Below are 25,626 nucleotides of genomic sequence, written 5' to 3' on the forward strand. Positions count from 1 at the left end.
AACGTCGCGATGCAGGTTACAAGCAAAAATAATCACAAGAAATTTGGAAATATTTGGGGATGTTTCCGCCTGAAATATCGAACCGGAACAGCGGCGAACAGACGCTCGAAAGCGGCAATAACGACCGCCTTTCGTTTTCCGTCCTGTAGAAAATGCCGCTTTCCCCCGCCTGACGGGGCCGTCCGGGCGCCGACCTTTCACCCCGCGACAGAAATAATCGGCACTTGAATATTTGTCGCCAGATAAATGACGCGCGTTTTTTTGCCGATTTCTTTTCCCTAGAATCGATTTCGATTCGATATTTCATTTAATGGCATGCATTACGTTCACGTTTACGCATCGGATGTGCGACACGCCCCGGCTCATGTCGCGCGTCGCGAAGGAGCGGCGCGATGACGGGCATCTCGCGACCGACTGACCTCACCCCGCCGCAACACGGCCGCATCGTGCAGCTCGACGGGCTGCGCGCGATCGCGGTGGGCGCCGTGTTCCTGCAGCACGCGCTGAAGGCGCCGCTCTGGATGGGCGTCGACCTGTTCTTCGTGCTGAGCGGCCTGCTGATCACCGGCATCCTGCTCGATCGCAAGGCGCGCGGGCAGTCGTACTTCAGCCACTTCTACGCACGCCGCGTGCGTCGCATCCTGCCGCCGTACGTGCTGCTGCTGGTGGTGTCGACGATCCTGTTCGGCGCGGGCTGGCTGCCGCACTGGCCGTGGTTCGCGTTCTTCTCGACCAACATCGGGCTGTCGCTCGGCAGCATCGGCCATGACAGCCTGAACGTGCTGTGGTCGCTCGCGGTCGAGGAGCAGTTTTATATCTTCTGGCCGTTCGTCGTGCTGTGGTGCTCGGAGCGCGCGCTGCTGTGGGTCGCCGCCGCGCTGATCGTCGCGGCCCCGGTACTGCGTGCGATTGCGACACCGTGGTTCGACTCGTTCTGGCCGATCTACTACCTGACGCCGTTCCGCATGGACCTGCTCGCCGCGGGCGCGCTGCTCGCAATCGTGCTGCGCCGCGACCGGCGCGCACTCGAGCCGTTCTATCCGCTCGCGATCGTCGGCGCGCTCGTGTCGCTCGCGATCCTCGGCTGGCTGCACCTGTCGTTCCCGCGCTTCCGCGCCGCGAACACGCCGCTGTCGAATGCGGCGCTCTACAGCATCTCGCTGCTGCTGTGCACGTCGATCGTCGTGATCGCCCTGCGCGGCCGCGGCCTCGTGCAGCGCGTGCTGACGAACCCGATGCTCGTCTACGTCGGCACCGTCAGCTACACCGTATACCTGATCCACCTCAGCGTGCTGTACGCGCTGTGGCCGCTGCACCTGAACCGCTTCGTCACGGCCGCGCTGGCCCTCGCGATCACGCTCGCGTACGCGACGCTCAGCTGGTACGGCTTCGAACGGCGCCTGACGCGCGGCCCCGCACGCCGCGCGCTGCCGGCCGCCGCCGGCACGACCGCCTGAATTTCATCATCCATCGTTTCTACCAGGACAACGTCATGAGCCAAACTCGCAAGAAGGCCATCATCACCGGGATCTCGGGGCAAGACGGCGCCTACCTGACCAAGCTGCTGCTCGACAAGGGCTATGAAGTCACCGGCACCTACCGCCGCACCAGCTCGGTGAATTTCTGGCGCATCGCCGAGCTCGGCGTCGACACGCACCCGAACCTCACGCTCGTCGAGCACGACCTGACCGACGCCGGCTCGAGCCTGCGCCTGCTCGAGCGCACGCAGCCCGACGAGCTGTACAACCTCGCCGCGCAGAGCTTCGTCGGCGTGTCGTTCGACCAGCCGGCGACGACCGCCGAAGTGACGGGCCTGGGTCCGCTGAACCTGCTCGAGGCGATCCGCGTCGTGAGCCCGAAGACGCGCTTCTACCAGGCGTCGACCTCCGAGATGTTCGGCAAGGTGCAGTCGATCCCGCAGACGGAAGCGACCTCGTTCTATCCGCGCAGCCCGTACGGCGTCGCGAAGCTGTACGCGCACTGGATGACGGTGAACTACCGCGAGTCGTACGGCCTGTTCGGCAGCAGCGGCATCCTGTTCAACCACGAATCGCCGCTGCGCGGCCGCGAGTTCGTCACGCGCAAGATCACCGACACCATCGCGAAGATCAAGCTCGGCAAGGCGACCCGCCTCGAGCTCGGCAACCTCGACGCGAAGCGCGACTGGGGCTTTGCGCTCGAGTACGTCGAAGGCATGTGGCGCATGCTGCAGGCCGACGAACCCGATACCTATGTCCTGGCAACCAACCGCACCGAAACCGTGCGCGACTTCGTGCGGATGGCGTTCGCGGCGGCCGGCTATCAGATCGAATGGACCGGCAAGGGTGAGCAGGAACGCGGCCTCGACGCGGCGACCGGCAATGTGCTCGTGGAAGTGAATCCGAAGTTCTATCGCCCTGCCGAGGTCGACCTGCTGATCGGCTGCGCGGACAAGGCGAAAAGCAAACTCGGCTGGGAACCGAAGACGACGCTCGAACAACTTTGCCAGATGATGGTCGAAGCGGATTTGACGCGGAATCAACACCATGACACGTTCTGAAGCCGGACGCCCGTCGCGCCGTGCATTCGTCACCGGCCTGACGGGCTTCACCGGCCGCTACATGGCCGAACGCCTGCAGGCGGCCGGCTATGAGGTCTGGGGCACGGTCGCGCCCGGCACGGCGCGGCCCGACGACCCGGCCTTCGCGCACTGCACGCTGCTGCCCGTCGACCTGCTCGACGCGGATGCGATGCGCGCAGCGGCCGCCGACGCGCGGCCCGATGCGGTCGTGCATCTCGCCGCCCGCGCGCACGTCGCGCAGGACGAGCCGTCGCAGACTTACGCGGTCAACATCGTCGGCACACGCAACCTGCTGGCCGCGCTCGCGGGCCTCGACCGCCGCCCGTCGGCCGTGCTGCTCGCCAGCAGCGCGAACATCTACGGCAATTCGACGGCCGGCGTGCTCGACGAAACCGTCGCCCCGGCCCCGGCGAACGACTACGCGGTCAGCAAGCTCGCGATGGAATACGCGGCGAAGCTGTGGGCCGACCGGCTGCCGATCGTGATCGCGCGGCCGTTCAACTACACGGGTGTCGGCCAGAGCGATGCGTATCTGCTGCCGAAGCTCGTCGCGCACTACGCGCGCAGCGCACCGCGCATCTCGCTCGGCAATCTCGACGTGAGCCGCGATTTCTCCGACGTGCGCGACGTGACGGCCGCGTACCTGAAGCTGGTCGAGGCCGCGCCGGCGGGCGAGACGTTCAACGTCTGCTCCGAGCGTGCGTATTCGCTGAAGGAAGTGCTGGCGATGCTGTCGCGCATCGCCGGTTACGTGATCGACGTGACGATCGATCCGCGTTTCGTGCGGCACAACGAGGTGAAACGCCTGAGCGGGTCGCGCGACAAGCTGCGGCGCGCGGTGGGCGAACTACCGGTCACGCCGCTCGATGAAACGCTGCGCTGGATGGTGGAGGCGATGCGCAACGACGCGCATGCGGACGGACATCCCGCCGGGTAAGCCGGGCGATTTGCATCGACACCAAAACGAAGGGCCGGTCACGCAAGCGACCGGCCCTTCGTCCATGTACCACGTCAAATCACGTCAATCACGTCACGACATGCGTGACGTGCCGCGTTCAGCCCTCCAGCCCGCGTGCAAGATCCTTGCGCAGATCGCCCGCATCCTCCAGGCCGACCGACAACCGGATCAGCCCTTCGCTGATCCCTGCTGCCGCGCGCGCTTCCGGCGTGATGCGGGCGTGCGTGGTCGTCGCCGGATGGGTGATCGTCGTGCGCGTGTCGCCGAGGTTGCCGGTGATCGAGATCAGCTTCGTGTTGTCGATCACGCGCCATGCATTCGCGCGCTGCTGCTCGGGCGTGTCGCCCTTCAGCTCGAACGACAGGATCGCGCCGCCCGCCTTCTGCTGACGCTTCGCGAGTTCGTGCTGCGGGTGCGATTCGAGGCCCGGGTGAAACACGCGCGCGACGGCCGGATGCGAATCGAGCCAGCGTGCGATCTCCAGCGCGTTCGCCGACTGCTTCTCGACGCGCAGCGACAGCGTTTCCATCCCCTTCAGCAGCACCCACGCGTTGAACGCCGACAGGGTCGGGCCCGCGCTGCGCACGAACGGGAACACCTTGCCCACGATGAATTCCTTCGTGCCGACCAGCGCGCCGCCGAGCACGCGGCCCTGGCCGTCGAGGAATTTCGTCGCCGAGTGCATCACGACGTCCGCGCCGAGCTTCAGCGGCTGCTGCAGCACCGGGCTGCAGAAACAGTTGTCGACGACGAACAGCGCGTTCGATGCCTTCGCGATCTTGCCGATCGCCTCGATGTCGGCGAGTTCGGTCAGCGGGTTCGACGGCGTCTCGAGGAAGAACATCTTCGTTTCCGGACGCACGGCTTCCTTCCATGCGTTCAGGTCGGTCGGGTCGACGAAGGTCGTCGTGATACCGAACTTGCTGAAGATCTGCGAGAACATCCCGAGCGTCGAGCCGAACAGGCTGCGCGAGCTGACGAGGTGGTCGCCGGCCTGCAGCGCGGCCATCACGACCGACATGATCGCGGCCATCCCCGAAGCCGTCGCGATGCAGGCCTCGCCGCCCTCGAGCGCCGCGAGACGCTCCTGGAACATGGTGACGGTCGGGTTCGTGAAGCGCGAATAGGTGAAGTAGTCTTCCGAATTCGCGAAGCGCTGGGCCGCATCGGCCGCGCTCTGGAAGCAGAAGCTCGACGTGAGGAACAGCGCTTCCGAGTGCTCGTTGAAGTCGCTGCGCAGCGTGCCCGCGCGCACGGCAAGCGTGTCGAAGTTGAGGGAGTCGTCCATGTTCCGTTTTCCGTATTCGATGGTCGCGCGGGTGGCGCGAACCCAGTCAAAACCAGGGCAAAACAAAAAGCCCGCTATGCGTCGGCATCAGCGGGCTTCGGTGCGGTACGACAGCGATCGACTCGGGCCGGTTGCCACCGGCCTTCGCTTTAGCTGTTTTGGGAAGTCGCCCCGCGTCCGCAAGCTGATATCAAATCGACGCAAGGCCACATCCTATCACGCTTCGTCAAAAGCGTGCGCCGGTGTCACTCGACCGACAACTGCAGGTTCATCTGCGAGCGTTCGGTATCGCCCGCCGTGTCGCGATCGGCCTGCGATGCCGGCGTGAGGCGCGCGCGCTCGATCGCATCGAGATACTCGGGCGTCACGGCGCCGGTGATGTAGTTGCCGTCGAAGCACGACGCCTCGAAGCGCTCGAGCTTCGGGTTGATGTCGCGCACCGCGCGGCGCAGATCGTCGACGTCCTGATAGATCAGGTGGTCGGCACCGATGATCTTCGCGACTTCCTCGTCGGTGCGGCCATGTGCGACCAGTTCGCCGCGCGTCGGCATGTCGATGCCGTACACGTTCGGGAACTTCACGGGCGGCGCCGCCGACGCGAAGATCACCGACTTCGCGCCCGCATCGCGTGCCATCTGCACGATTTCATGCGAGGTCGTGCCGCGCACGATCGAATCGTCGACGATCAGCACGTTCTTGTCCTTGAACTCGATGCTCATCGCATTGAGCTTCTGGCGCACCGACTTCTTGCGCACGGCCTGGCCCGGCATGATGAAGGTACGGCCGACGTAGCGGTTCTTGAAGAAGCCTTCGCGGTACTCGACGCCGAGCTTCGCGGCGACCTGCATCGCAGCCGGGCGCGACGAATCGGGAATCGGCATCACGACGTCGATCGGCACGTTCGGCAGCTCGCGCTTGATCTTCTCGGCGAGATAGTCGCCCATGCGCAGGCGCACGTTGTAGACCGGCACGCCATCGAGGCACGAATCCGGACGGGCCAGATACACGTATTCGAACATGCACGGATTCAGCGTCGGGTTCTCCGCGCACTGTTGGCTGTGGAAGTTGCCGGCCTTGTCGATGAAGATCGCTTCGCCCGGCTCCAGGTCACGCACGAATTCGAAACCGATGCCTTCGACCGCCACCGACTCCGATGCAACCATCCATTCGGTGCCGTGCTCGGTTTCGAGCTTGCCGATGCACAGCGGACGGATGCCGAACGGGTCGCGGAATGCGAGCAGGCCGTAGCCGGCGATCAGCGACACGATCGCGTACGAGCCCTGCAGGCGGCGATGCACGCCCGAGACGGCCTTGAACACCGAGGCCGGATCGAGCTCGAGGCCCGTGGTCGACAGTTGCAGCTCGTGTGCGAACACGTTGAGCAGCACTTCGCTGTCGGAGTTGGTGTTGATGTGCCGGCGGTCGATCCGGAACATCTCGTCCTTCAGTTGCTGCCAGTTCGTCAGGTTGCCGTTGTGCGCGAGGATGATCCCGAACGGCGCGTTCACGTAGAACGGTTGCGCCTCGGCTTCGCTCGACGCCGAGCCGGCGGTCGGGTAGCGCACCTGGCCGATGCCGTAGGTGCCGGGCAGGCTGCGCATGTTGCGCGTGCGGAACACGTCGCGCACCATGCCGTTCGCCTTGTACATGTGGAAATTGCTGCCGTCCGCCGTCGCGATGCCCGCCGCGTCCTGACCGCGATGCTGCAGCAGCAGCAGGCTGTCATAGATCAGCTGGTTGACCGGGGATTGGGAGATAACGCCTACGATGCCGCACATGGCATGTCCTTCAGAATGACAAAATCGGATACGTCCTGCCCGGCCGCGTCGTCACACGCGTACGTACTGGGCCATGCCGTCGGGCAGGAGCTGCTTCAGCTCGTGCACGCCCTGTTCGGCGAAAGGACGCAATAGCGCATTGCGCCAGAATTCCTGTTTGGGCAGTTCGGTCAGCCCCGCCGCCGCGACCAGCAGCACCACCAGCACGCAGCCGCGGACGAGCCCGAACATCATGCCCAGCGAGCGGTCGACGCCGCCCAGGCCACTCGCCTGCGCGATCCGCGACAGCAGCGCGTTCGCCACGCCGGCGACCAGCACCACGCCGATCACGACCAACGCGAAGGCGATCACCCACTGCGTCAGCGCACCGCCCGGCCAGTTCGCCGGGATATACGGCACGACCAGTCCGACGTAGCGGCCCGCGATCACGATCGCCGCGATCCAGCCGATCAGCCCGAAAATCTCGGACACGAAGCCGCGCCACGCGCCACGCAGCGCAGACAACGCGATCACCGCCAATACAGCGTAGTCGAAAGCCGTCAGCATCGCGCGTTACTGCGTCAGACCGGCTTCGCGCACCTTCGCGATCGCGGCGGACGCCGCCGCGCGATCCGCGAACGGGCCCGCACGCAACAGTGTAGCCGTGCTGCCGTCTGCCTGCTTGCGATGCTCGACATATGCGGGCACACCCGCCGATTTCAATTTGGTGGCCCACGAACGTGCCGTCGCGTCGTCCTTGAACGAACCGAGCTGCACCGCGAAACGCGCACCGGCCGGCGACGACGGCGACGAAGCGTCGCTGCTGTCCGGGCTGGCGGCGTCGGTATGCGCGACGGCCGCGGGCGCGGGTGCAGGCTTCGGCGCGGCCGGCTTCGCCACGGGGGCAGCCGGTTTCGGCGCGGGCTTCGGCGGCGTCACGCTCGCCGTCGTGGTCGTGGTATCGGGTTTCGCGGCCGGCTTGTCGGCATCCTTCGGCGCGGGCGCCGGTGCAGCCGCAACGGCCACATCGGAAGCCGGCGGTTCGTCGTGCGCGACGCCCGCCTGTACGTCGGAGGCGTCATCGTCACGCGGTGCGACCGCCTGGTGCGCGGGCCGGTTCGGAATGTCGATTGCGATGTCGTCCGTGACCGGCTTCGGGTGCGAGTCGAGCACCATCGGCAGCACGATCACGGCGGCGACGACGAGCGCGATCGCGCCGACGAGGCGACGGCGCGCGCGTTGCTTTTCTGGAAGGGTCGGATCGAGGAGCAGTGCGTCCGATTCCGGACGCTCGGTGCGGCGCGAGCGTCGCTCGACGCGTTCAGTGCGCTCCGTGCGCACGTTCCGGGAGGTCCCGGTGCGACCGCCGCGCCGCGGGGGCGCGTCGTCGTCTTTTTTGCCGAACGAGAAAATTCCCATGAATGGCTGAGTCCGAAACTGCCCGTCAGTCAGTGTTGCTGCGATTTACGGTAGGCCAGCACGCCGGCAACCGTATGGAAACTGCCGAAAACCACGATTCTATCATTCTCGGATGCTCTTTTTAGTGCATCGCGAAACGCTTCGGCAGGCGACGTGTAACGCGTGACGCTCGAATCGGGCCCCTCCTCCACGCCAGCCTTGCGCAGCGCGGCTTCGAGCTGCTCCGCGGTGGCCGCGCGCGGCAGCGGCAGGTCGGTCACGCACCAGTGGTCGATCTCGCCCTTCAGGTGCTGCAGCACGCCGTCGATGTCCTTGTCGTGCATCGCGCCGAACACCGCGTACGTGTACGGGAAGAAGCCCATGTTGCCGAGGTTCTGCTCGAGCACGGCCGAGGCATGCGGGTTGTGCGCGACGTCGAGCACGATCGCCGGCTTGCCGGGCAGCACCTGGAAGCGCCCCGGCAGTTCGACGTTCGCGAGGCCGAGCCGGATGTCCTGCGCCGACACCGGCAGCACCGGACGCAGCGCTTCGAGCGCGGCGAGCGCGGCCGATGCATTGATCAGCTGATTCGCGCCGCGCAGCGCCGGGTATGCAAGCGCCGGATAGCGCTTCTCGCGGCCGAGGTAACTCCACTGCTGGCGCTCCGCGCCTGCCTGCGCCTCGTAGCGGAAATCGCGGCCGACGAGCCACAGGTCGGCGCCGATCGCTTCGGCGTGGTCGATCAGCGTTTGCGGCGCGGCCGGATCGCCGCAGATCGCCGGCTTGCCCGAGCGGAAGATCCCGGCCTTCTCGAACGCGATCTTCTCGCGCGTATCGCCGAGATATTCGGTGTGGTCGATGTCGATGCTCGTGACGATCGCGCAATCGGTATCGATGATGTTGACCGCATCGAGGCGGCCGCCGAGCCCGACTTCGAGGATCACCGCGTCGAGCCCGCGCGATGCGAACAGGTGCATGATCGCGAGCGTCGTGAATTCGAAGTACGTGAGCGACACGGGCTCGGGCAGCGACGTGCGCGCGGCTTCGACGGCCTCGAAGTGCGGCAGCAGTTCGTCATCGGTGACGTTCTGCCCGTTCACGCGCGCGCGCTCGTTGAATTCGAGCAGGTGCGGCGACGTGTGGCAGCCGACCTTGTAGCCGGCGCGCACGAGGATCGTCTCGAGGAACGCGCAGGTCGAGCCCTTGCCGTTCGTGCCGCCGACGGTGATCACCGGGCACGCGAATTCGAGCTGCAGCGCCGCCTTGACCTGCCCGATGCGGGTCAGGCCCATGTCGATGCCGACCGGGTGCGCGCGTTCGAGATGCGAAAGCCACGCGTCGAGAGTGGGAAAAGTGCTCATCGGTTCAAATCTGGATCGGGACCGCCACTACGCCAAAAAACGAAGCGCGCCGCCTGACGCTGAAGCCAGGCGACGCGCAGTGTTCACAACCTCGCGCCGGTCAGGCCAGCGCGTCGGCCGGTTGCCGCTGCAGCAGCGCGAGCAGCTGCGCGATCTCGTCGCGCAGCTTGCGGCGGTCGACGATCATGTCGATCGCGCCCGTCTTCAGCAGGAATTCGGCACGCTGGAAGCCTTCCGGCAGCTTCTCGCGAACCGTCTGCTCGATCACGCGCGGGCCGGCGAAGCCGATCAGCGCCTTCGGTTCGGCGATCACGACGTCGCCGAGGAAGGCGAAGCTCGCCGACACGCCACCCATCGTCGGGTCGGTCAGCACCGAGATGAACGGCAGCTTGGCTTCGGCCAGCTTGGTCAGCATCGCGGTGGTTTTCGCCATCTGCATCAGCGACAGCAGGCTTTCCTGCATCCGCGCACCGCCCGAAGCGGTGAAGCAGATGAACGGCACTTGCTGTTCCAGCGCGTTCTGCGCGCCGCGTACAAAGCGCTCGCCGACCACCGAGCCCATCGAGCCGCCCATGAACGAGAACTCGAAGCAGGCCGCGACCACCGGCAGCGTGTGGATCGCACCGCCCATCACGACCATCGCGTCGGTTTCGCCCGTATCGTCCATCGCTTCCTTCAGACGATCGGGGTACTTGCGGCTGTCCTTGAACTTCAGCGTGTCGACCGGCACGATTTCCTGGCCGATCTCGTAACGGCCTTCCGGATCGAGCAGCCCGTCGAGGCGCTCACGCGCACCGATGCGCATGTGGTGATCGCACTTCGGGCACACGTGCAGGTTCGCGTCCACGTCGTTGCGATAGAGTACGGCCTCGCAGGACGGGCACTTGACCCACAGGCCTTCCGGAATGCCCTTGCGGCTTTTCGGGTCGGTCTGCTTGATCTTCGGCGGCAACAGTTTGTCGAGCCAGCTCATCGTATGGTTTCCTGTTCCGTGGCGGGGCGGGCCAACCGGCCCGTTCCCGCTTCCTGTGTTGTGTTTATCGCGCCGCCTTGCCCGCGCCGTCCAGGGCGGCGCGCAGCTCGGCGATGAACGTCTTCAGCGCGGCGGCGGCACCCTCCGGCGCAGCGCTTTCGAGCAGCTGCACGAGGCGGCTGCCGATCACGACCGCGTCCGACACCTCGGCCACCGCGCGCGCCGTTTCGGCGTCGCGGATACCGAAGCCGACGCCGACCGGAACCGGCACGCGCGACTTGATGGCCGGGATTTTACCCGCAATGCTCGAAACATCCAGATTTCCTGCGCCGGTCACGCCTTTGAGCGACACGTAATACACGTAGCCGCTCGCGATCTTGCCGACGTCGGCGATGCGTTCGTCGGTCGACGTGGGCGCGAGCAGGAAGATCGGATCGATCTGCGCGGCGCGCATTTTCTCGGCGAACACGCCCGCCTCTTCCGGCGGATAGTCGACGACGAGCACGCCGTCGACCCCGGCCGCCTGTGCTTCGGCCGCGAACGCGTCGACGCCCATCCGCTCGATCGGGTTCGCATAGCCCATCAGCACGACGGGGGTTTTGGGGTCGGTTTCGCGAAAGCGCTTGACGTCGGCGAGCACGCGCTTGAGCGTGACGCCGCGCGCGAGCGCGCGTTCCGACGAGCGCTGGATCACGGGGCCGTCGGCCATCGGGTCCGAGAACGGCACGCCGAGTTCGATCACGTCCGCGCCGCCTTCGGCGAGCGCGTGCATGAATTCGACGGTTTTCGCGGGATCGGGGTCGCCTGCCGTGATGAACGGGATCAGGCCCTTACGGCCTTGTTCGGCGAGCGCGGCGAAGGTCTGCTGAATACGGGACATGGCAATTTTCCTGGATGCGTTCGGCGATGCAGCGGCGCGATTCACGCGCACGCCGGCGCAGCGAGCGCGTTCACACGCTCGTGCGCGATCGCACAATAGCTTTCGTTGATCTCGTAGCCGACGAAGTCGCGCCCCTGCCGTGCGCAGGCCACCGCGGTCGTGCCGCTGCCCATGAACGGATCGAGCACGCGGCCGCCCGGCGGGCAGCTTGCGAGCACCATCCGCTCGATGATTTCCAGCGGCTTCTGGGTCGGATGATCGACGCGCTCCGCGTGCTGCCGATGCAGGCGCGAGACCGACCAGACGTCCTTCGGGTTGTAGCCCATCTCCAGCCACTTGCTGCCTTCGAACAGCTTGCGCGAGCGGGCCTTCTTCGTGTCGGCGTCGTACGGGATGCGGACCGGATCGAGATCGAAGTAATACGCCTTGGAAACCGCGAAAAAGCCGATGTTGTCGTGCACCGACGTGAAACGGCGCGTCGTGCCGCCCATGCTCGGCACGCGTCGGTCCCAGATGATCTCGTTGACCATCGTGAGTTGCGTCTTCAGGAAACTGAAGATTTCCGGCGCGTACTGCCACGTGCAGAAGATGTACATCGACCCGCTCGGCTTCAGCTTCGGAATCGCGAGCTCGAGCCACTCGCGCGTCCACGCGAGAAAGTCGTCGCCCGAACGCTTGTCCGAGTCGTTGCCGTAGTCCTTGCCGAGCCCGTACGGCGGATCGGCGACGATCAGGTCGATCGACGCGTCCGGCAGGCGCGCGGCATGGGTCAGGAAATCGCGGTTATGCAGTTCGATACCGGACGGCAGCGCGCGCGGCTCGGCAGCGGCGGGCTGAACCGCCCCCGCCTCGCTCGCGGCACCGCCGCCCGGTTCTTCGATCAGGTCACGCATCGGTCGGGGTCAGAGCTCGATGCCCGATCGCTCGGCGACCGTGTGCATGTCCTTGTCGCCGCGGCCCGACAGGTTGACGAGCAGGATCTTGTCCTTCGGCAACGTCGGCGCGAGCTTCACGCCATACGCGATCGCGTGGCTCGACTCGAGCGCGGGAATGATCCCCTCGATCCGGCAACAGTCGTGGAATGCCTTCAGCGCCTCCTCGTCGGTGATGCCGACGTACTGCGCACGGCCGCTGTCCTTCAGCCACGCGTGCTCGGGGCCGACGCCCGGATAGTCGAGGCCCGCCGACACCGAATGCGTCTCGATGATCTGGCCGTTGTCGTCCTGCAGCAGGTAGGTACGGTTACCGTGCAGCACGCCCGGGCTGCCTGCGATCAGCGACGCCGCGTGATGGCCCGTGTCGAGGCCGTCGCCGGCTGCTTCGACGCCGATCAGCTGCACCGAGGTGTCGTCGATGTACGGGTAGAAGATGCCCATCGCGTTCGAACCGCCGCCCACGCAGGCGATCACCGCGTCAGGCTGCCGGCCTGCGAGCTCGGGCATCTGCACCTTGCACTCGTCGCCGATCACGCGCTGGAAGTCGCGCACCATCATCGGGTACGGGTGCGGGCCCGCGACCGTGCCGATGATGTAGAACGTGTTCTCGATGTTCGTGACCCAGTCGCGCATCGCTTCGTTCAGCGCGTCCTTCAGCGTGCGCGAACCCGATTCGACCGGCACGACCGTCGCGCCGAGCAGCTTCATCCGGTAGACGTTCGCGGCCTGGCGGCGCACGTCTTCCGAACCCATGTAGACGACGCACTCCATCCCGAAGCGCGCGCAGATCGTCGCGGTCGCGACGCCGTGCTGGCCCGCGCCCGTCTCGGCGATCACGCGCTTCTTGCCCATGCGCTTCGCGAGCAGCGCCTGGCCGATCACGTTGTTGATCTTGTGCGCGCCGGTATGGTTCAGGTCTTCGCGCTTCAGGTAGATCTGCGCGCCGCCGAGCGTCTCGCTCCAGCGCTGCGCGTGATAGATCGGCGACGGGCGGCCGACGAAATGCTTCAGCTCGCGCTCGAATTCGGCGACGAAATCGGGATCGTTCTGGAATTTTTCATATGCCGCGCGCAGTTCGTCCAGCGCGTGAATCAGCGTCTCGGCGACGAACGTGCCGCCATACGGGCCGAAATGGCCGCGATCATCAGGAAGGTTGTACATGGTGTCTCTCTCGATCGGTCGGCGCGCCCCGCTTTCGGAGCCGCACCGGCTTGCATCACCCGGCGTCCGCTTCGCGCACCGCGCGTACGAACGCCGCCATCCGGGCGTGATCCTTCACGCCCTTCGCGCCCTCCACTTCGATGCCACTCGAGACATCGACAGCAAACGGGCGCAACTGGCGAATCGCATCACCGACGTTTTGCGCGCTCAAGCCACCACTCAAAACGGCCCGATGCGCGAGCTCTGCGGGAATAAGAGACCAATCGAAGACCTTGCCGCTACCACCGTAATCCGGCACCAGGGTGTCGAACAGGAGGCCGCGCGCTTTCGAATAATGAAGACCCGATTCTACCAAATCGGCCGATTGCGTCGAGGGGCCCACGCGCACCGCGCGCAGCCACGGCAGGCGTGCCGCGCGGCCAAGTGCGTCGCACTGTTCGGGCGTCTCGTCGCCATGGAACTGCAGCAGCGTAAGCGGCACGTCGCGCACGACGGCCTCGATCTCGGCCTCGGTCGCGTTCACGAACAGCCCGACCACCGACACGAACGGCGGCGCGAGGCGCGCCAGCTCCGCCGCCTGCGCGATCGACACCGCGCGCGGGCTCTTCGGATAGAACACGAGACCGATCGCATCGGCGCCGAGCGCCGCCGCGTGCAGCACGTCCTCGGGACGCGACAGCCCGCACAGCTTGATGCGGGTGCGCGGCGGCAGGCCGGCCGCGGCGGGAATCGAGGGAGACACGGCGTGATCCGTCATGATTGCGGGTCCAGATCGGCCCAGACGCTGCTCCACGGCACACTGCCGAGCTGCGCGGGCGGGACGGCGAATTCCGCCGGGTAGCCGACGTGGGCGAGGTACAGCCCGTCGGCCATGAACGTGGGCGCTGCAAGCTTGCGATCGCGTCCGGCCAGCACGTCGGCGAGCCAGTCGGCCGGATAGCGGCCGCGACCGACCGCGACGAGGCAGCCCATCAGGTTGCGCACCATGTGGTGCAGGAACGCGTTGGCGCGGAAGCGGAAATGAATGAAATAACCCACGCGCCGCACGTCGATCTGATACAGGTGTTTGACCGGCGTCTTCGACTGGCATTCCGACGACCGGAATGACGAGAAGTCATGCTCGCCGATCAGGTGCACGGCGGCGGCGCGCATCGCGTCGTCGTCGAGCGGTGTATGGATCCAGCCCGCGCGCCCCGCCAGCATTGGCGAGCGTACGGGATGCACGTACAGCGTGTAGTAATAGGTGCGCTCGAACGCCGAGAAGCGCGCGTGGAACGTGTCCGGCATCGGCTTCGCCCATTGCACCGCCACGGTCGGCGGCAGGAACGCGTTGGTGCCGCGCACCCACGAGAAAACCTCGCGATCGAGGTCGGTATCGAAGTGCACGACCTGCCCGAGCCCGTGCACGCCCGTGTCGGTCCGCCCGGCCACCGTCGTATGCAGCGGCACGCGCGCGAACTCGGCCAGTGCGTGCTCGAGCCGATCCTGCACGGTCTTGCCGTGCGGCTGCGCCTGCCAGCCGCAGAACGCCGCGCCGTCGTACTGAATGCCGAGCGCGATCCGCATCACGCCTCGTCCGCCAGTTTCGCGAGCAGCGCGCGCGCATCGTCGCGCGTCGCGGCGTCGTTCGCGTCGACCACTTCCTGCAGCAGCGTCCGCGCACCGGACAGGTCGCCCAGCTCGACGTACTCCGACGCGAGATCGAGCTTGTTGCGCGCGATGCGGGCAAGCTCGTCCGGCGTCAGCGCCGGCAACGCGGCGCCCGGCGCGGCCGGCAGGTCGAGATCGAAATCGAGCTTCAGCGCGCCGAACTGCGCGCCGCCGAGCGGCGGCAGCGACGACGTCGCGAACGAACTGCCTGCCTGGCTCGCAGGCGTCGCTGCGTCCGGATCCCAGTCGAACTCGTCGTCCTGGTCGGCCGGATGTTCCGGGGCCGGATCGATCGCGCCAATCGGGAGGGGCTGGGCAGCTTGACCGTTAGTTGCGATTTTATCGGTGCCGGACTGCCCTGCTTGCGCAGGCGGCTCATCCGCCGCCATCGGCGACTCGTCCGGCGTGCGCGGCGGCAGCGGCATGTCGAGGCTGCTGAGCGCGCTGATCGCGTTCTGCATCAGCGCCGCGTGCTGCGCTTCGGTGGCCGCGGGTGCGGCCGGCGTCTCGACCGGCATCGCGCCCCGTGCCTCCACCGACGTCTCGATCGGCGTCTCTGACGGCTTTTCGGCCGGCGTTTCGGCTGCGACCTTTTCGATCGGCTCGGCATCGTGCGAAACCGGCGCCGTCTCGCTCGCGGGCTGCACTGCCGCGTGCGCGGTCGGCAATTCGGGCTGCTCGACATGCGCCGTCGCCACGTCCGGCGCCGGCGATACGTCCGTATCCGGCGTCTCGACCGGTTCCGCCGCTGCGGCAGTCGCCGCGGCAAGGCTCAAGTCGGAAGCGGCATCACGCGCGACCGGCATCTCGGGCCGGATCGGCAAGTCAGGTTCGACAGCAGGCGCGGCTTCGGCTTGCGCAGCGGCAGCCGCTGCCGCGACACTGCCCGCTGCCGTAGCGGTAGCCACCGTGTCCGTACCCGCATCGTCCGTGCGTCGGCTCTTCCTGCGCTTGCGCCACGCGAAACCCGCCGCGAGGACGATCACGGCGGCACCGGCCACCGCGGCCGGACGCCAGTCGATCTGCTCGTTACCGCGTGCAGGCGCCACCACCGGCGCGACCGGTTGCGCGGGCGCCGATACCGATGCCGGCTGCACCGCGCTGGCAGCAATGCCGGACGCCGCTTCGACTGTCGTCGACGCGGCCGCGGACGCGCCCGTATCGTTCGCGGCCGGACGCGGCGCGACAGGTGCCGGCGCCGGAGCCGGCTTGACCTCGTTCGTCGTGGCCGGCTTGCCGATACCGTGCTTCTGCAATTCCATCAGCACGCGGTTCTTCAGCGCCAGCAGTTGCTGCAGGCTCGACGGCCGCGGCTGCGACGCGCCCGTGACCGGTGCCGCGCCAGCCGGTTCGTTCATGCCCGGAACCTGGCTGCCCGATGCAGGCGGGATCACGGCACCGCTCGCGGACGACGGCACCGACTGGATCGTGCCGCTCCACACATGCGGACCGCTTGCCCCGGCAACGGGTGCCGCCGGCTGCATGCTTTCGACAGCCGATGCGCCGTGGGCAGCCGAAGCACCGACCGATGCCGACGCGCCGGCGGCCGTCGCGACGCTCGCCCCGCTGACAGGCGCCGCATGCGCGGCCGGCGCCACCGGCGCGGATTGCACGGTCGACCCCGGGTGCGGTGCGGACGCACCATGCTGCGCGACTGCCGTGCCGCCCGACGCGGCGGCTGGTGCGGACGCTGCGGCTGCACCGGACGCTGCGGATGCAGCGGATGCACCGGCCGGCACGAGTGCCGCGCCTGTCGCGTCGAGCGCCGGCACGGTCAGCGTCGCGCCGACTTTCAGGCGGCTCGCGTCGTGCTTCATGAACGCCTGCGGATTGGCGTCGAACAGCGCGCGGCCGGCGCGCGCGAGCACCCCCGGATCGCGCGACTGCGTGGCCGCTTTCGCGATGTCGTTCAGCGACTGGCCCGGCTGGACCGTCACGGTAAGCGGCACTGCGCCGTCGGCAGCGGACGCCGGCAGTTCGCCGGTGCCGGCCGCCCAGGCCGATGCGGTTGCGCCGAGCGCCAGGATCGCCAGCGCGCCACGCACGGCGCGCGACAGACGGGACTGACGCGGAAACAAGGAAATTCGGGACATCGTTGGCTCTATCGCCGCGCGCGGGCGCGGCTCGGATTCGCGGTTGAAGGCGTCAATAAAGTTGCCGCAGAAATGCAAAAGCGTCGCGTGGAACGCGACGCTTTCGGCGGCTCTGTGCGTCGTAACCGCGTAGTTTACTTCACGTGATCAGGTTCGGGCCGAATTCATCGCCGACAGGTGCAACCGATCGCGCGCACGCGTCGGCGCGTCCCGCGGTCGGGCCGCGTGGATGTCCGGTTGCGCACGCTGCGACCCGCGTCCGCGATCGACCGGAGGCGCGCCTCTCTCGGATGAAAAACCGTCCGGCCGCATCGCCCGCCGAACGCATCCCACGTGCCTTTGCTCACTCAACGGTGCGGTTCGCACAACCCGGGGCCCGACACAGGACCACGACCGGGAAATCGGGTGCGTTTGTTCAATAATTCGCGCTGCCCGCCGTTAATGAATTAACAAGCGCCAATCAAAATAAATCCATCCGGCCATTATCTTATTCCAATAAATTTCAATTGATCGATAAGAGGCCGATTCCCCCCTCTGATCGCCGAATTGAGCATTCCCGCCGCAAAACCCCCGCCCCACAAGGCTCCCCAGCCTGACCTCCGCTTCATTGCCCATACGAAATCAAACATTTCGACAGCAATTCAATTTCATTACACAAAATTACACAGATCGAATAATTGCCGTCGTTAGGATCATCCTCAAACAAGAATCGGCGCAATTCGACCATCGCGCTCGCACCCGCCATAAAAGCGGGAACGCGGTCGGCCGGGCCGACGCCGTGAGGTGCCAGGGAGGCATCGCGCAGTCGCACGACTGCATTTACTCACCAGCTCGTTACGGGGATCGAACATGGGCTATCAACAGGGTTTGAGCGGGTTGGCCGGCGCGGCAAACCATCTCGACGTGATCGGCAACAACATCGCGAACGCAAACACGGTTGGCTTCAAGCAGGGTCGCGCGAACTTCGCCGACATGTATGCGAATTCGGTCGCGACGTCGACCAACACGCAGATCGGCATCGGCACGCGGCTCACGTCGGTGCAGCAACAATTCGGCCAGGGGACGATCAACACGACGAAGTCGTCGCTCGACATCGCGATCAACGGCAACGGCTTCTTCCAGATGTCGAACAACGGCGTGACGACGTACTCGCGCGACGGCGTATTCCACCGCGACAAGAGCGGCGCCATCGTCGACGCGCAGAACCGCAACCTGATGGGCTATGCGGCAGGCCCCGGCGGCGCGATCAACACCGCGGCGACCGTGCCGCTGCAAGCGCCGACCAGCAACATCGCCCCGCAGGCGACGACGAAGATCACCGGCCAGTTCAACCTGAACTCGCAGGACAAGGTGCCGGCCAAGACGCCGTTCAACGCGGGCGACAGCACCACGTACAACTACAATTCGTCGATCCAGGTGTACGACACGCTCGGCGGCGCGCAACAGGTGTCGATGTATTTCACCAAGAACGCGGCCGGCACCTGGCAGGCCTACGCGGGCGTGCAGGGCCAGACGCCGACGCATCTCGGCACCGTCACGTTCGACGCATCGGGCCGGATCAGCTCGACGACGTCGGCCGCAACCGGCCAGCCGACGCCGAGCCTCGGCCAGTTCGCGTTCTCGATCCCCAACGCGTCGGGCGGCGCCAATCCGCAGAACCTGACGCTCGACCTGACCGGCACGACGCAGTTCGGCGGGAAAAGCGGCGTGAACAACCTCGCACAGGATGGTTTCGCGAGCGGCACGCTGACGACGTTCTCGATCGGCACCGACGGCAAGCTCACCGGCAATTACTCGAACGGCCAGAGCGCCGTGCTCGGCCTGATCGCGCTCGCGAACTTCAACAACCCGAACGGGCTCGAGAACATCGGCGGCAACCAGTATGTGGAAACCGCCGCGTCGGGCGTGCCGCAGATCTCCGCGCCGGGCAGCACGAACCACGGCACGCTGCAGGGGAGCGCGCTGGAAAACTCGAACGTCAACCTGACGACCGAGCTCGTGAACCTGATCAAGGCGCAGCGCGATTACCAGGCGAACGCGCAGACGATCAAGGCGCAGCAGGCCGTCGACCAGACGCTCCTGAACATGCGCTGACCCGCACATGAAAAACGCGCCGCGCCAGCCTTGATATCGTCAAGGCCGACGCGGCGCGCAATCTTGTGCACCGCGGCCCGCATATCGCGGGCCGGACATGCAACTTACTTGTCGAGCAGGATGCGCAGCATGCGGCGCAGCGGCTCGGCGGCACCCCACAGCAGCTGGTCGCCGACCGTGAACGCCGACAGGTATTCACCGCCCATCGCGAGCTTGCGCAGGCGGCCGACCGGCACCGTCAGCGTGCCCGTGACGTTCGCCGGCGACAGGTCGCGCATCGACGCTTCACGCTCGTTCGGCACGACCTTCACCCAGTCGTTCGCCGATGCGAGGATGCCGTTGATCTCGTCGAGCGGCACGTCCTTGTTCAGCTTGATCGTCAGCGCCTGCGAGTGGCAGCGCATTGCGCCGATCCGCACGCACAGGCCATCGACCGGGATCGAACCCGGCTCGCCCATGGCCGGCTTGCCGAGGATCTTGTTGGTTTCCGCGCCGCCCTTCCACTCTTCCTTCGACATCCCGTTGCCGAGATCCTTGTCGATCCACGGAATCAGCGAACCGGCGAGCGGCACGCCGAAGTTGCTCGTCGGCATCGCATCGCTGTTCATCGCGGCCAGCACGCGGCGGTCGATGTCGAGGATCGCGGAAGCCGGATCGGCGAGCTGCTCCTTCACCGCGCCGTTCAGCGTGCCCATCTGCGCCAGCAGCTCGCGCATGTTCTGCGCGCCCGCGCCGGATGCGGCCTGGTAGGTCATCGCCGTCATCCAGTCGACGAGGTTCTCGCGGAACAGGCCGCCGAGTGCCATCAGCATCAGGCTGACCGTGCAGTTGCCGCCGATGAAGTTCTTCTGGCCCTTGACGAGCGCATCCTTGATCACATCGAGGTTGACCGGATCGAGGATGATGACCGCGTCGTCCTTCATCCGCAGCGACGATGCCGCATCGATCCAGTAGCCGTTCCAGCCGGCCGCGCGCAGCTTCGGGAACACGTCGTTCGTGTAGTCGCCGCCCTGGCACGTGATGATCACGTCGCACTTCTTCAGCTCGTCGACGTTGGTCGCGTCCTTGAGCGTAGTCTCGTTTTTCGCGAACGACGGCGCTTTGCCGCCCGTGTTGCTGGTGCTGAAAAACACCGGTTCGATCAGGTCGAAATCGCCCTCTTCCTGCATGCGCTGCATCAGGACGCTGCCGACCATGCCGCGCCAACCTACGAGACCTACGTTCATGACTAACCCTTTGATGGAGCTTCCCCGCCATTTCCGTCCCCGGTGTGACCGCGCGGGGAAATAGGCGGGCACGACGGACGATCAGCGTTTAATGATCGTTTTCGTGGTAATGGTTTTCGTGATGACGATGGCGCGCGCACCCGCACGGGCTGTGTTGCCGTGGAGTTTCAAGACCGGGGAGATCAGGGAAAGATGCGCCATCGTTCGAGTCTACACAAAGCCGGTGGCCCGCACAACGGCCAACCGCACGCGAACCGGCCGATTTCGCGGCCCGTTCGCACCCTTTCTACGTGATTGCGTTACAGCGCCGCGACCACCGCGTCGCCCATCGCCGTCGTGCCGACCTGCCGGCAACCCGGCGTCGCGATATCGCCCGTGCGGTAGCCCTGTTCGAGCACCGTTTTCACCGCGCGCTCGATGCGATCGGCCTGCTCGGCGCGATTCAGCGAGTAGCGCAGCATCATCGCGGCCGACAGGATCGTCGCGAGCGGGTTCGCGATGCCCTTGCCCGCGATGTCCGGCGCCGAACCGTGCGACGGCTCGTACAGGCCCTTGTTGTTCTTGTCGAGCGATGCCGACGGCAGCATGCCGATCGAACCCGTCAGCATCGACGCTTCATCCGACAGGATGTCGCCGAACATGTTGCCGGTGACAATCACGTCGAACTGCTTCGGCGCCTTCGCGAGCTGCATCGCCGCGTTGTCGACGTACATGTGCGACAGCTCGACATCCGCGTATTCCTTCGACACGTCGATCATGATGTCGCGCCAGAACTGCGACGTCTCGAGCACGTTCGCCTTGTCGACCGACAGCAGCTTCTTCGCGCGCTTGCGGGCCGCCTCGAACGCGACGTGCGCGATGCGGCGCACTTCCGGTTCCGAATAGCGCATCGTGTCGAAGCCTTCGCGCTCGCCGGCGAACAGGCCGTCCGGTGCGGCGCGCACGCCGCGCGGCTGGCCGAAGTAGATGTCGCCGTTCAGTTCGCGCACGATCAGGATATCGAGGCCCGCGACCAGCTCGGGCTTCAGCGGCGAAGCATCGACGAGCTGCGGATAGCAGATCGCCGGACGGAAGTTCGCGAACAGCTCGAGGTGCTTGCGCAGCCCGAGGATCGCCTGCTCGGGGCGCAGCGCGCGCTCGAGCGAGTCGTACTTCCAGTCGCCCACGGCGCCGAACAGGATCGCATCGGCTTCCTTCGCGAGCTTCAGCGTCGCGTCGGGCAGCGGATGGCCGCTTGCCTCGTAGCCCGCGCCGCCGACCGGCGCCTGTTCGAGTTCGAACTTCTCGTCGAGTGCGTTCAGCACCTTCACGGCTTCATTGACGATTTCCGGACCGATGCCGTCGCCGGGCAGCACTGCAATCTTCATGCGAAATTCCTGACTGGGTAGGTTTTTATGGAGGCAGGCCGGCGAACGCGCCGCCGGCGCGCCCGCCCGAAAGGCGATCTCAGCCGACCAGCTTGGTGTTGAGCCACGGCTGCTTCACGAGGCGCTCGGCTTCGAACTGGCGGATCTTGTCCGCGTGGCGCAGCGTGAGGCCGATGTCGTCGAAGCCGTTCAGCAGGCAGTACTTGCGGAACGCGGCGATCTCGAACGGATACTCGCGGCCGTCGCCCGTGCGCACGACCTGCGCGTCGAGGTCGACCGTGACTTCGAAGCCGTTGAACGCGACCGTCTCGTTGAACAGGTGATCGACCTGCTGCTCGGTCAGCACGATCGGCAGCAGGCCGTTCTTGTAGCAGTTGTTGAAGAAGATGTCCGCGAAGCTCGGCGCGATGATCGCGCGGAAGCCGTACTGCTGCAGCGCCCACGGCGCGTGCTCGCGCGAGCTGCCGCAGCCGAAGTTCTTGCGCGCGAGCAGCACGGATGCGCCCTGGTAGCGCGGCTGGTTCAGCACGAAGTCGGGATTCAGCGGACGCTTCGAGTTGTCCTGGCCCGGCTCGCCGTGATCGAGGTAACGCCACTCGTCGAACGCGTTCGGACCGAAGCCGGTGCGCTTGATCGACTTCAGGAACTGCTTCGGGATGATCGCGTCGGTGTCGACATTCTCGCGATCGAGCGGCGCCACGACGCCGGTATGCACAATGAATTTTTCCATGATCCGTCTATCCGGTTGGAGGGCCGGCGTTCAGCCGGCGCACATCGACAAATTCTCGGTGGGGGACGTTACTCCGCGGCGCGCTTCAGCGCGCTGCCGGCGGCGTTGACGTCCTGCCCGAAACCCTGGACGGTATTGCAGCCCGCGAGGCCGAAGCCCAGCCCTGCGAGCGCCAGCGCGGCAACCAGCCGCGCCACGAGTTTCGATGCCGTCATGCGTTACCCCAGCTGGCGAATGTCGACGAAGTGACCTTCGATCGCCGCGGCTGCCGCCATCGCGGGGCTCACGAGGTGCGTGCGACCGCCCGCGCCCTGCCGGCCTTCGAAGTTGCGGTTCGACGTCGACGCGCAGCGCTCGCCCGGATCGAGCCGGTCGGCATTCATCGCGAGGCACATCGAGCAGCCCGGCTCGCGCCATTCGAAGCCGGCGTCCGTGAACACCTTGTCGAGCCCTTCGCGTTCGGCCTGTGCCTTCACGAGGCCCGAGCCCGGTACGACCATCGCGAGCCGCACGTTCGACGCGACGCGCCGGTTCAGCTTCTTCACGACATACGCGGCCGCGCGGATGTCTTCGATCCGCGCGTTCGTGCACGAGCCGATGAAGATCTTGTCGACCTTGATCGATTCGATCGGCGTGTTCGGCTCGAGCGCCATGTAGGCCAGCGCACGCTCCATCGCATCGCGCTTGACCGGATCCTTCTCGCGCTCGGGATCGGGCACGCGGCCGTCGATCGACGTGACCATTTCCGGTGACGTGCCCCACGTGACCTGCGGGACGATTTCGGCTGCGTTCAGCTCGACCACGCGATCGAACTGCGCGCCGTCGTCCGACTTGAACTGGCGCCAGTATTCGACGGCCTGGTCCCATTCCGCGCCGGTCGGCACGAACGGGCGGCCCTTCAGGTAGTCGATCGTCGTGTCGTCCACCGCAACCATGCCTGCGCGCGCACCGGCCTCGATCGCCATGTTGCAGACGGTCATGCGGCCTTCCATCGTCAGCGCGCGGATCGTCGAGCCGCCGAATTCGATCGCGTAGCCCGTGCCGCCGGCCGTGCCGATCTTCCCGATGATCGCGAGCACGATGTCCTTCGCGGTACAGCCGCGCGGCAACGTGCCCTCGACCTTCACGAGCATGTTCTTGCTCTTCTTCTGCAGCAGGGTTTGCGTGGCGAGCACGTGCTCGACTTCCGACGTGCCGATGCCGTGCGCGAGCGCACCGAATGCGCCGTGCGTCGACGTATGCGAATCGCCGCACACGATCGTCATGCCCGGCAGCGTCGCGCCCTGTTCCGGCCCGATGATGTGGACGATGCCCTGGCGCACGTCGTTCATCTTGAACTGCGTGATGCCGAACGCGTCGCAGTTCGCGTCGAGCGTGTCGACCTGGAGCTTCGAGACGGGATCGGCGATGCCGTGGCTGCGATCGGTGGTCGGCACGTTGTGGTCCGACACGGCCAGGTTCGCGCTGATGCGCCACACCGGACGCTGCGCCATCTTCAGCCCTTCGAACGCCTGCGGGCTCGTGACTTCATGCAGCAGCTGACGGTCGATGTAGAGCAGGGTCGTGCCGTCTTCCTCGGTGTGGACCACGTGGGTGTTCCACAGTTTGTCGTAGAGAGTCTGTGCCATGGGTATGCGGGGTCGTTGTGACTACAAGCCTTGCGGATGTGATCGATTATGCCACGCAAAATCGGCCCACGGAGTACCACGATAACGAAAAAAGTGAATAAAAACAGTGAGTTGGGTGGTACAGGCGATACCCGGATAAGCATTACCCGGCAACGCGGACACCACGGCGCGGCGCCGATTGCCGCCGCCGCGCCGCGTTGCGCGTGTCAGGGCGACGCGCGCCGGCCGGCCGCCTTCGCCGGCGGCACATACCCGTCGTCGAGCGTCGCGAGGAAGGCCGCGACATCGTCGATATCGCGCGCGCTCCACACCGGTTTCTCGCCGCGCTTGCGCGTGAGCGGCTCGTCCGTCGTGTCGACGTTCACGCGCAGAGGCGCAGGCAGGTCGTCGTACTGCACGACGCGGCCGTGCCGGTCGGCCGGATACCACTTCGCGGGGTCGGTATCGCGCTGCACGTAGAAGCGCAGCGCGTCCTTCAGCGTGTGGAAACGGCCGTTGTGGAAGAACATCCGGCGCAGTGACGTGCTGCGCAGCGAAGGCGTCTTGAAGAACCCGCAGTTCGCGCGGTCCGCCGCCTGGTCCTTCCATACGGGGGCCGCACACCCCGAGGTCGTAGTAGTCGGGATTCGCGTTCGCGCGCAATGCGCGGTTGCGCGGCACGCCGAGCGCCTCGAACGTGAAGTCGGTCAGCGCGTGGCACGCAACCAAAAACGAAAGGACATGACGATTCCTGAACCGAAGAAGTTGATGAACGGGAAAGGTTCAGCGAACGTCCGGCGGCTTCAGCCGTTCGGGTATTCGCGCTTGATCAGGTCGAGCCGCAGCATGCCCAGCTGCACGCCGACGTTGCTCAGCAGGTAGAGATCGCGGCGCCGCAATGCCGGCATCTGCGCGGACGCGTCGTAAAGCGACGGCAGCGTCAGGCCCGCCGGCACCGCGGCCTGCATCCCCGCGGCATTCGACACGCGCACGGCAAGCGACGCCTGATCCGTATGGGTGACGATACCGACGTTGCCGAGTGCCGCAGCCGAGCCGGCCTGCTTGACGATCGCGGCAGCGACGCCATCTGGCGTCGGTATCGGGCTGCCGGCGGCCAGGGCCGGGGTTGCGATCGACGTCACGCCGGCCGTCAGCCCGTATTTCGACGCGAGCACGCTCGCGACTTCCTGCTGCGCGAAGATCCGCACGGCAACCTTCTGGCGCAGCAGGAACACGGCGTCGGCGATCGCCTCGTTCACCGGGCCCGGCACCGGCGCGGCACCGGTCGCCGCCGCGGCGCGACTGCCGAAGCTGAATGCGGCAATCGTGTTGATGGCCGTGTTCTGGACGGTCGGCGGCATCCACGAGAAAAACGTATCGAACAGGTAACCGGTCTCGTCGGTGGCGGCTGCGCGGTCGTTCAGTTCGTTCGTCAGCTTGCCGAGCATCTGGCGTTGCAGTTCGGCGTCTGAAACAGGCGCGTCGCTCGCGAAGGCCGGCGTACTGGCGGCATCGGTCGCGGCCAGCGCGGAAGCGGAAACGGAAGCGAGAAAATGGCGGCGGGTCTGCATGGTCATCGGAATCGGGA

The 25,626-nt window shown here is 66.3% G+C and carries 24 protein-coding genes; 4 read left to right on the forward strand and 20 right to left on the reverse strand.

Annotation, left to right across the window (positions count from 1 at the left end; genetic code table 11):
* The first annotated feature begins 392 nt into the window (after positions 1–392).
* The 3 genes from CFB82_RS28320 to CFB82_RS28330 are packed head-to-tail and all read left to right on the forward strand — an operon-like array spanning position 393 to position 3,497.
* Positions 393–1,457, forward strand: a complete 1,065-nt coding sequence (locus tag CFB82_RS28320; protein ID WP_069251161.1) for an acyltransferase family protein — start codon at positions 393–395, stop codon at positions 1,455–1,457.
* A gap of 35 nt (positions 1,458–1,492) precedes the next feature.
* Positions 1,493–2,539: a GDP-mannose 4,6-dehydratase gene (gmd, locus tag CFB82_RS28325; protein WP_069251160.1), complete on the forward strand. Its 1,047-nt coding sequence runs from the start codon at positions 1,493–1,495 to the stop codon at positions 2,537–2,539.
* Positions 2,526–3,497: an NAD-dependent epimerase/dehydratase family protein gene (locus CFB82_RS28330; protein WP_089486189.1), complete on the forward strand. Its 972-nt coding sequence runs from the start codon at positions 2,526–2,528 to the stop codon at positions 3,495–3,497. Before gmd ends, CFB82_RS28330 begins: the two co-directional genes overlap by 14 nt.
* Before the next feature lie 118 nt (positions 3,498–3,615).
* Here CFB82_RS28330 and CFB82_RS28335 read toward each other — a convergent pair whose 3' ends face one another.
* The 13 genes from CFB82_RS28335 to CFB82_RS42480 all read right to left on the reverse strand — a co-directional run bounded on the left by CFB82_RS28335 (position 3,616) and on the right by CFB82_RS42480 (position 17,825).
* Positions 3,616–4,806 carry an O-succinylhomoserine sulfhydrylase gene (locus tag CFB82_RS28335; RefSeq protein ID WP_089486190.1) on the reverse strand — a complete coding sequence of 397 codons (1,191 nt, stop codon included), beginning with the start codon at positions 4,804–4,806 and terminating at the stop codon, positions 3,616–3,618.
* A 245-nt stretch (positions 4,807–5,051) separates the two neighbouring features.
* On the reverse strand, positions 5,052–6,584 hold the full coding sequence (gene purF, locus CFB82_RS28340; protein ID WP_069251157.1) for an amidophosphoribosyltransferase: 1,533 nt from the start codon (positions 6,582–6,584) through the stop codon (positions 5,052–5,054).
* 51 nt (positions 6,585–6,635) lie between these two features.
* Positions 6,636–7,130 (reverse strand): CvpA family protein, encoded by a 495-nt coding sequence (locus tag CFB82_RS28345; RefSeq protein ID WP_069251156.1) that lies wholly within the window; start codon positions 7,128–7,130, stop codon positions 6,636–6,638.
* Positions 7,131–7,136: 6 nt separating this feature from the next.
* Entirely contained in the window at positions 7,137–7,982 is an 846-nt protein-coding gene (locus tag CFB82_RS28350) for an SPOR domain-containing protein (RefSeq protein ID WP_089486191.1), read from the reverse strand.
* 29 nt (positions 7,983–8,011) lie between these two features.
* Positions 8,012–9,322: a bifunctional tetrahydrofolate synthase/dihydrofolate synthase gene (folC, locus tag CFB82_RS28355; RefSeq protein ID WP_089486192.1), complete on the reverse strand. Its 1,311-nt coding sequence runs from the start codon at positions 9,320–9,322 to the stop codon at positions 8,012–8,014.
* A gap of 100 nt (positions 9,323–9,422) precedes the next feature.
* Positions 9,423–10,295: an acetyl-CoA carboxylase, carboxyltransferase subunit beta gene (gene accD, locus CFB82_RS28360; RefSeq protein ID WP_069251153.1), complete on the reverse strand. Its 873-nt coding sequence runs from the start codon at positions 10,293–10,295 to the stop codon at positions 9,423–9,425.
* 64 nt (positions 10,296–10,359) lie between these two features.
* Positions 10,360–11,175, reverse strand: a complete 816-nt coding sequence (gene trpA / locus CFB82_RS28365; protein ID WP_089486193.1) for a tryptophan synthase subunit alpha — start codon at positions 11,173–11,175, stop codon at positions 10,360–10,362.
* A gap of 41 nt (positions 11,176–11,216) precedes the next feature.
* Entirely contained in the window at positions 11,217–12,068 is an 852-nt protein-coding gene (locus tag CFB82_RS28370; RefSeq protein ID WP_089486194.1) for a DNA-methyltransferase, read from the reverse strand.
* Positions 12,069–12,077: 9 nt separating this feature from the next.
* Positions 12,078–13,271: a tryptophan synthase subunit beta gene (gene trpB / locus CFB82_RS28375; RefSeq protein WP_089474483.1), complete on the reverse strand. Its 1,194-nt coding sequence runs from the start codon at positions 13,269–13,271 to the stop codon at positions 12,078–12,080.
* Positions 13,272–13,326: 55 nt separating this feature from the next.
* Positions 13,327–14,028, reverse strand: coding sequence for a phosphoribosylanthranilate isomerase (locus CFB82_RS28380; RefSeq protein ID WP_069251149.1), 702 nt, complete (start codon positions 14,026–14,028; stop codon positions 13,327–13,329).
* Positions 14,025–14,837: a tRNA pseudouridine(38-40) synthase TruA gene (truA, locus tag CFB82_RS28385; protein ID WP_179255464.1), complete on the reverse strand. Its 813-nt coding sequence runs from the start codon at positions 14,835–14,837 to the stop codon at positions 14,025–14,027. Before truA ends, CFB82_RS28380 begins: the two co-directional genes overlap by 4 nt.
* Positions 14,837–17,014, reverse strand: a complete 2,178-nt coding sequence (locus CFB82_RS28390; protein ID WP_089486196.1) for a FimV/HubP family polar landmark protein — start codon at positions 17,012–17,014, stop codon at positions 14,837–14,839. The genes truA and CFB82_RS28390 overlap by 1 nt, the downstream gene beginning before the upstream one ends.
* A gap of 604 nt (positions 17,015–17,618) precedes the next feature.
* The gene (locus CFB82_RS42480; RefSeq protein ID WP_143750977.1) at positions 17,619–17,825 is read right to left on the reverse strand and encodes a hypothetical protein; all 207 of its coding nucleotides are present in this window, start codon (positions 17,823–17,825) and stop codon (positions 17,619–17,621) included.
* 38 nt (positions 17,826–17,863) lie between these two features.
* Between CFB82_RS42480 and flgE the strand changes: the two genes are divergently transcribed.
* A complete protein-coding gene (gene flgE, locus CFB82_RS28395; protein WP_069251146.1) occupies positions 17,864–19,108 on the forward strand; it encodes a flagellar hook protein FlgE in 1,245 nt (414 codons plus the stop codon).
* Between the two features lie 104 nt (positions 19,109–19,212).
* On the opposite strand, the gene asd is transcribed toward flgE, so the two are convergent.
* From asd to CFB82_RS28435, 7 genes are all read right to left on the reverse strand, one after another.
* Complete coding sequence (gene asd, locus CFB82_RS28400) at positions 19,213–20,334, reverse strand: aspartate-semialdehyde dehydrogenase (RefSeq protein WP_089447393.1); 1,122 nt, start codon at positions 20,332–20,334, stop codon at positions 19,213–19,215.
* A gap of 299 nt (positions 20,335–20,633) precedes the next feature.
* Positions 20,634–21,701, reverse strand: coding sequence for a 3-isopropylmalate dehydrogenase (gene leuB / locus CFB82_RS28410; RefSeq protein WP_089486197.1), 1,068 nt, complete (start codon positions 21,699–21,701; stop codon positions 20,634–20,636).
* A 79-nt stretch (positions 21,702–21,780) separates the two neighbouring features.
* Entirely contained in the window at positions 21,781–22,431 is a 651-nt protein-coding gene (gene leuD / locus CFB82_RS28415) for a 3-isopropylmalate dehydratase small subunit (RefSeq protein WP_069251144.1), read from the reverse strand.
* 68 nt (positions 22,432–22,499) lie between these two features.
* Positions 22,500–22,646 (reverse strand): entericidin A/B family lipoprotein, encoded by a 147-nt coding sequence (locus CFB82_RS28420; protein ID WP_043177617.1) that lies wholly within the window; start codon positions 22,644–22,646, stop codon positions 22,500–22,502.
* A 3-nt stretch (positions 22,647–22,649) separates the two neighbouring features.
* A complete protein-coding gene (gene leuC, locus CFB82_RS28425; protein WP_069251142.1) occupies positions 22,650–24,059 on the reverse strand; it encodes a 3-isopropylmalate dehydratase large subunit in 1,410 nt (469 codons plus the stop codon).
* Between the two features lie 206 nt (positions 24,060–24,265).
* Positions 24,266–24,568 (reverse strand): hypothetical protein, encoded by a 303-nt coding sequence (locus tag CFB82_RS44135; RefSeq protein ID WP_256990500.1) that lies wholly within the window; start codon positions 24,566–24,568, stop codon positions 24,266–24,268.
* A 273-nt stretch (positions 24,569–24,841) separates the two neighbouring features.
* Positions 24,842–25,609, reverse strand: a complete 768-nt coding sequence (locus tag CFB82_RS28435; RefSeq protein ID WP_089486304.1) for a Tat pathway signal protein — start codon at positions 25,607–25,609, stop codon at positions 24,842–24,844.
* Positions 25,610–25,626 lie beyond the last annotated feature (17 nt).

Origin of the sequence: Burkholderia sp. HI2714, assembly GCF_002223085.1 — a bacterium.
GTDB lineage: Bacteria > Pseudomonadota > Gammaproteobacteria > Burkholderiales > Burkholderiaceae > Burkholderia > Burkholderia lata_D.

Coding starts and splice junctions, on each gene's coding strand:
- CFB82_RS28320 (WP_069251161.1), top strand. CDS start 393: ATGACGGGCATCTCGCGACCGACTGACCTCACCCCGCCGCAACACGGC.
- gmd (WP_069251160.1), top strand. CDS start 1,493: ATGAGCCAAACTCGCAAGAAGGCCATCATCACCGGGATCTCGGGGCAA.
- CFB82_RS28330 (WP_089486189.1), top strand. CDS start 2,526: ATGACACGTTCTGAAGCCGGACGCCCGTCGCGCCGTGCATTCGTCACC.
- CFB82_RS28335 (WP_089486190.1), bottom strand. CDS start 4,806: ATGGACGACTCCCTCAACTTCGACACGCTTGCCGTGCGCGCGGGCACG.
- purF (WP_069251157.1), bottom strand. CDS start 6,584: ATGTGCGGCATCGTAGGCGTTATCTCCCAATCCCCGGTCAACCAGCTG.
- CFB82_RS28345 (WP_069251156.1), bottom strand. CDS start 7,130: ATGCTGACGGCTTTCGACTACGCTGTATTGGCGGTGATCGCGTTGTCT.
- CFB82_RS28350 (WP_089486191.1), bottom strand. CDS start 7,982: ATGGGAATTTTCTCGTTCGGCAAAAAAGACGACGACGCGCCCCCGCGG.
- folC (WP_089486192.1), bottom strand. CDS start 9,322: ATGAGCACTTTTCCCACTCTCGACGCGTGGCTTTCGCATCTCGAACGC.
- accD (WP_069251153.1), bottom strand. CDS start 10,295: ATGAGCTGGCTCGACAAACTGTTGCCGCCGAAGATCAAGCAGACCGAC.
- trpA (WP_089486193.1), bottom strand. CDS start 11,175: ATGTCCCGTATTCAGCAGACCTTCGCCGCGCTCGCCGAACAAGGCCGT.
- CFB82_RS28370 (WP_089486194.1), bottom strand. CDS start 12,068: ATGCGTGACCTGATCGAAGAACCGGGCGGCGGTGCCGCGAGCGAGGCG.
- trpB (WP_089474483.1), bottom strand. CDS start 13,271: ATGTACAACCTTCCTGATGATCGCGGCCATTTCGGCCCGTATGGCGGC.
- CFB82_RS28380 (WP_069251149.1), bottom strand. CDS start 14,028: ATGACGGATCACGCCGTGTCTCCCTCGATTCCCGCCGCGGCCGGCCTG.
- truA (WP_179255464.1), bottom strand. CDS start 14,837: ATGCGGATCGCGCTCGGCATTCAGTACGACGGCGCGGCGTTCTGCGGC.
- CFB82_RS28390 (WP_089486196.1), bottom strand. CDS start 17,014: ATGTCCCGAATTTCCTTGTTTCCGCGTCAGTCCCGTCTGTCGCGCGCC.
- flgE (WP_069251146.1), top strand. CDS start 17,864: ATGGGCTATCAACAGGGTTTGAGCGGGTTGGCCGGCGCGGCAAACCAT.
- asd (WP_089447393.1), bottom strand. CDS start 20,334: ATGAACGTAGGTCTCGTAGGTTGGCGCGGCATGGTCGGCAGCGTCCTG.
- leuB (WP_089486197.1), bottom strand. CDS start 21,701: ATGAAGATTGCAGTGCTGCCCGGCGACGGCATCGGTCCGGAAATCGTC.
- leuD (WP_069251144.1), bottom strand. CDS start 22,431: ATGGAAAAATTCATTGTGCATACCGGCGTCGTGGCGCCGCTCGATCGC.
- CFB82_RS28420 (WP_043177617.1), bottom strand. CDS start 22,646: ATGACGGCATCGAAACTCGTGGCGCGGCTGGTTGCCGCGCTGGCGCTC.
- leuC (WP_069251142.1), bottom strand. CDS start 24,059: ATGGCACAGACTCTCTACGACAAACTGTGGAACACCCACGTGGTCCAC.
- CFB82_RS44135 (WP_256990500.1), bottom strand. CDS start 24,568: ATGTTCTTCCACAACGGCCGTTTCCACACGCTGAAGGACGCGCTGCGC.
- CFB82_RS28435 (WP_089486304.1), bottom strand. CDS start 25,609: ATGCAGACCCGCCGCCATTTTCTCGCTTCCGTTTCCGCTTCCGCGCTG.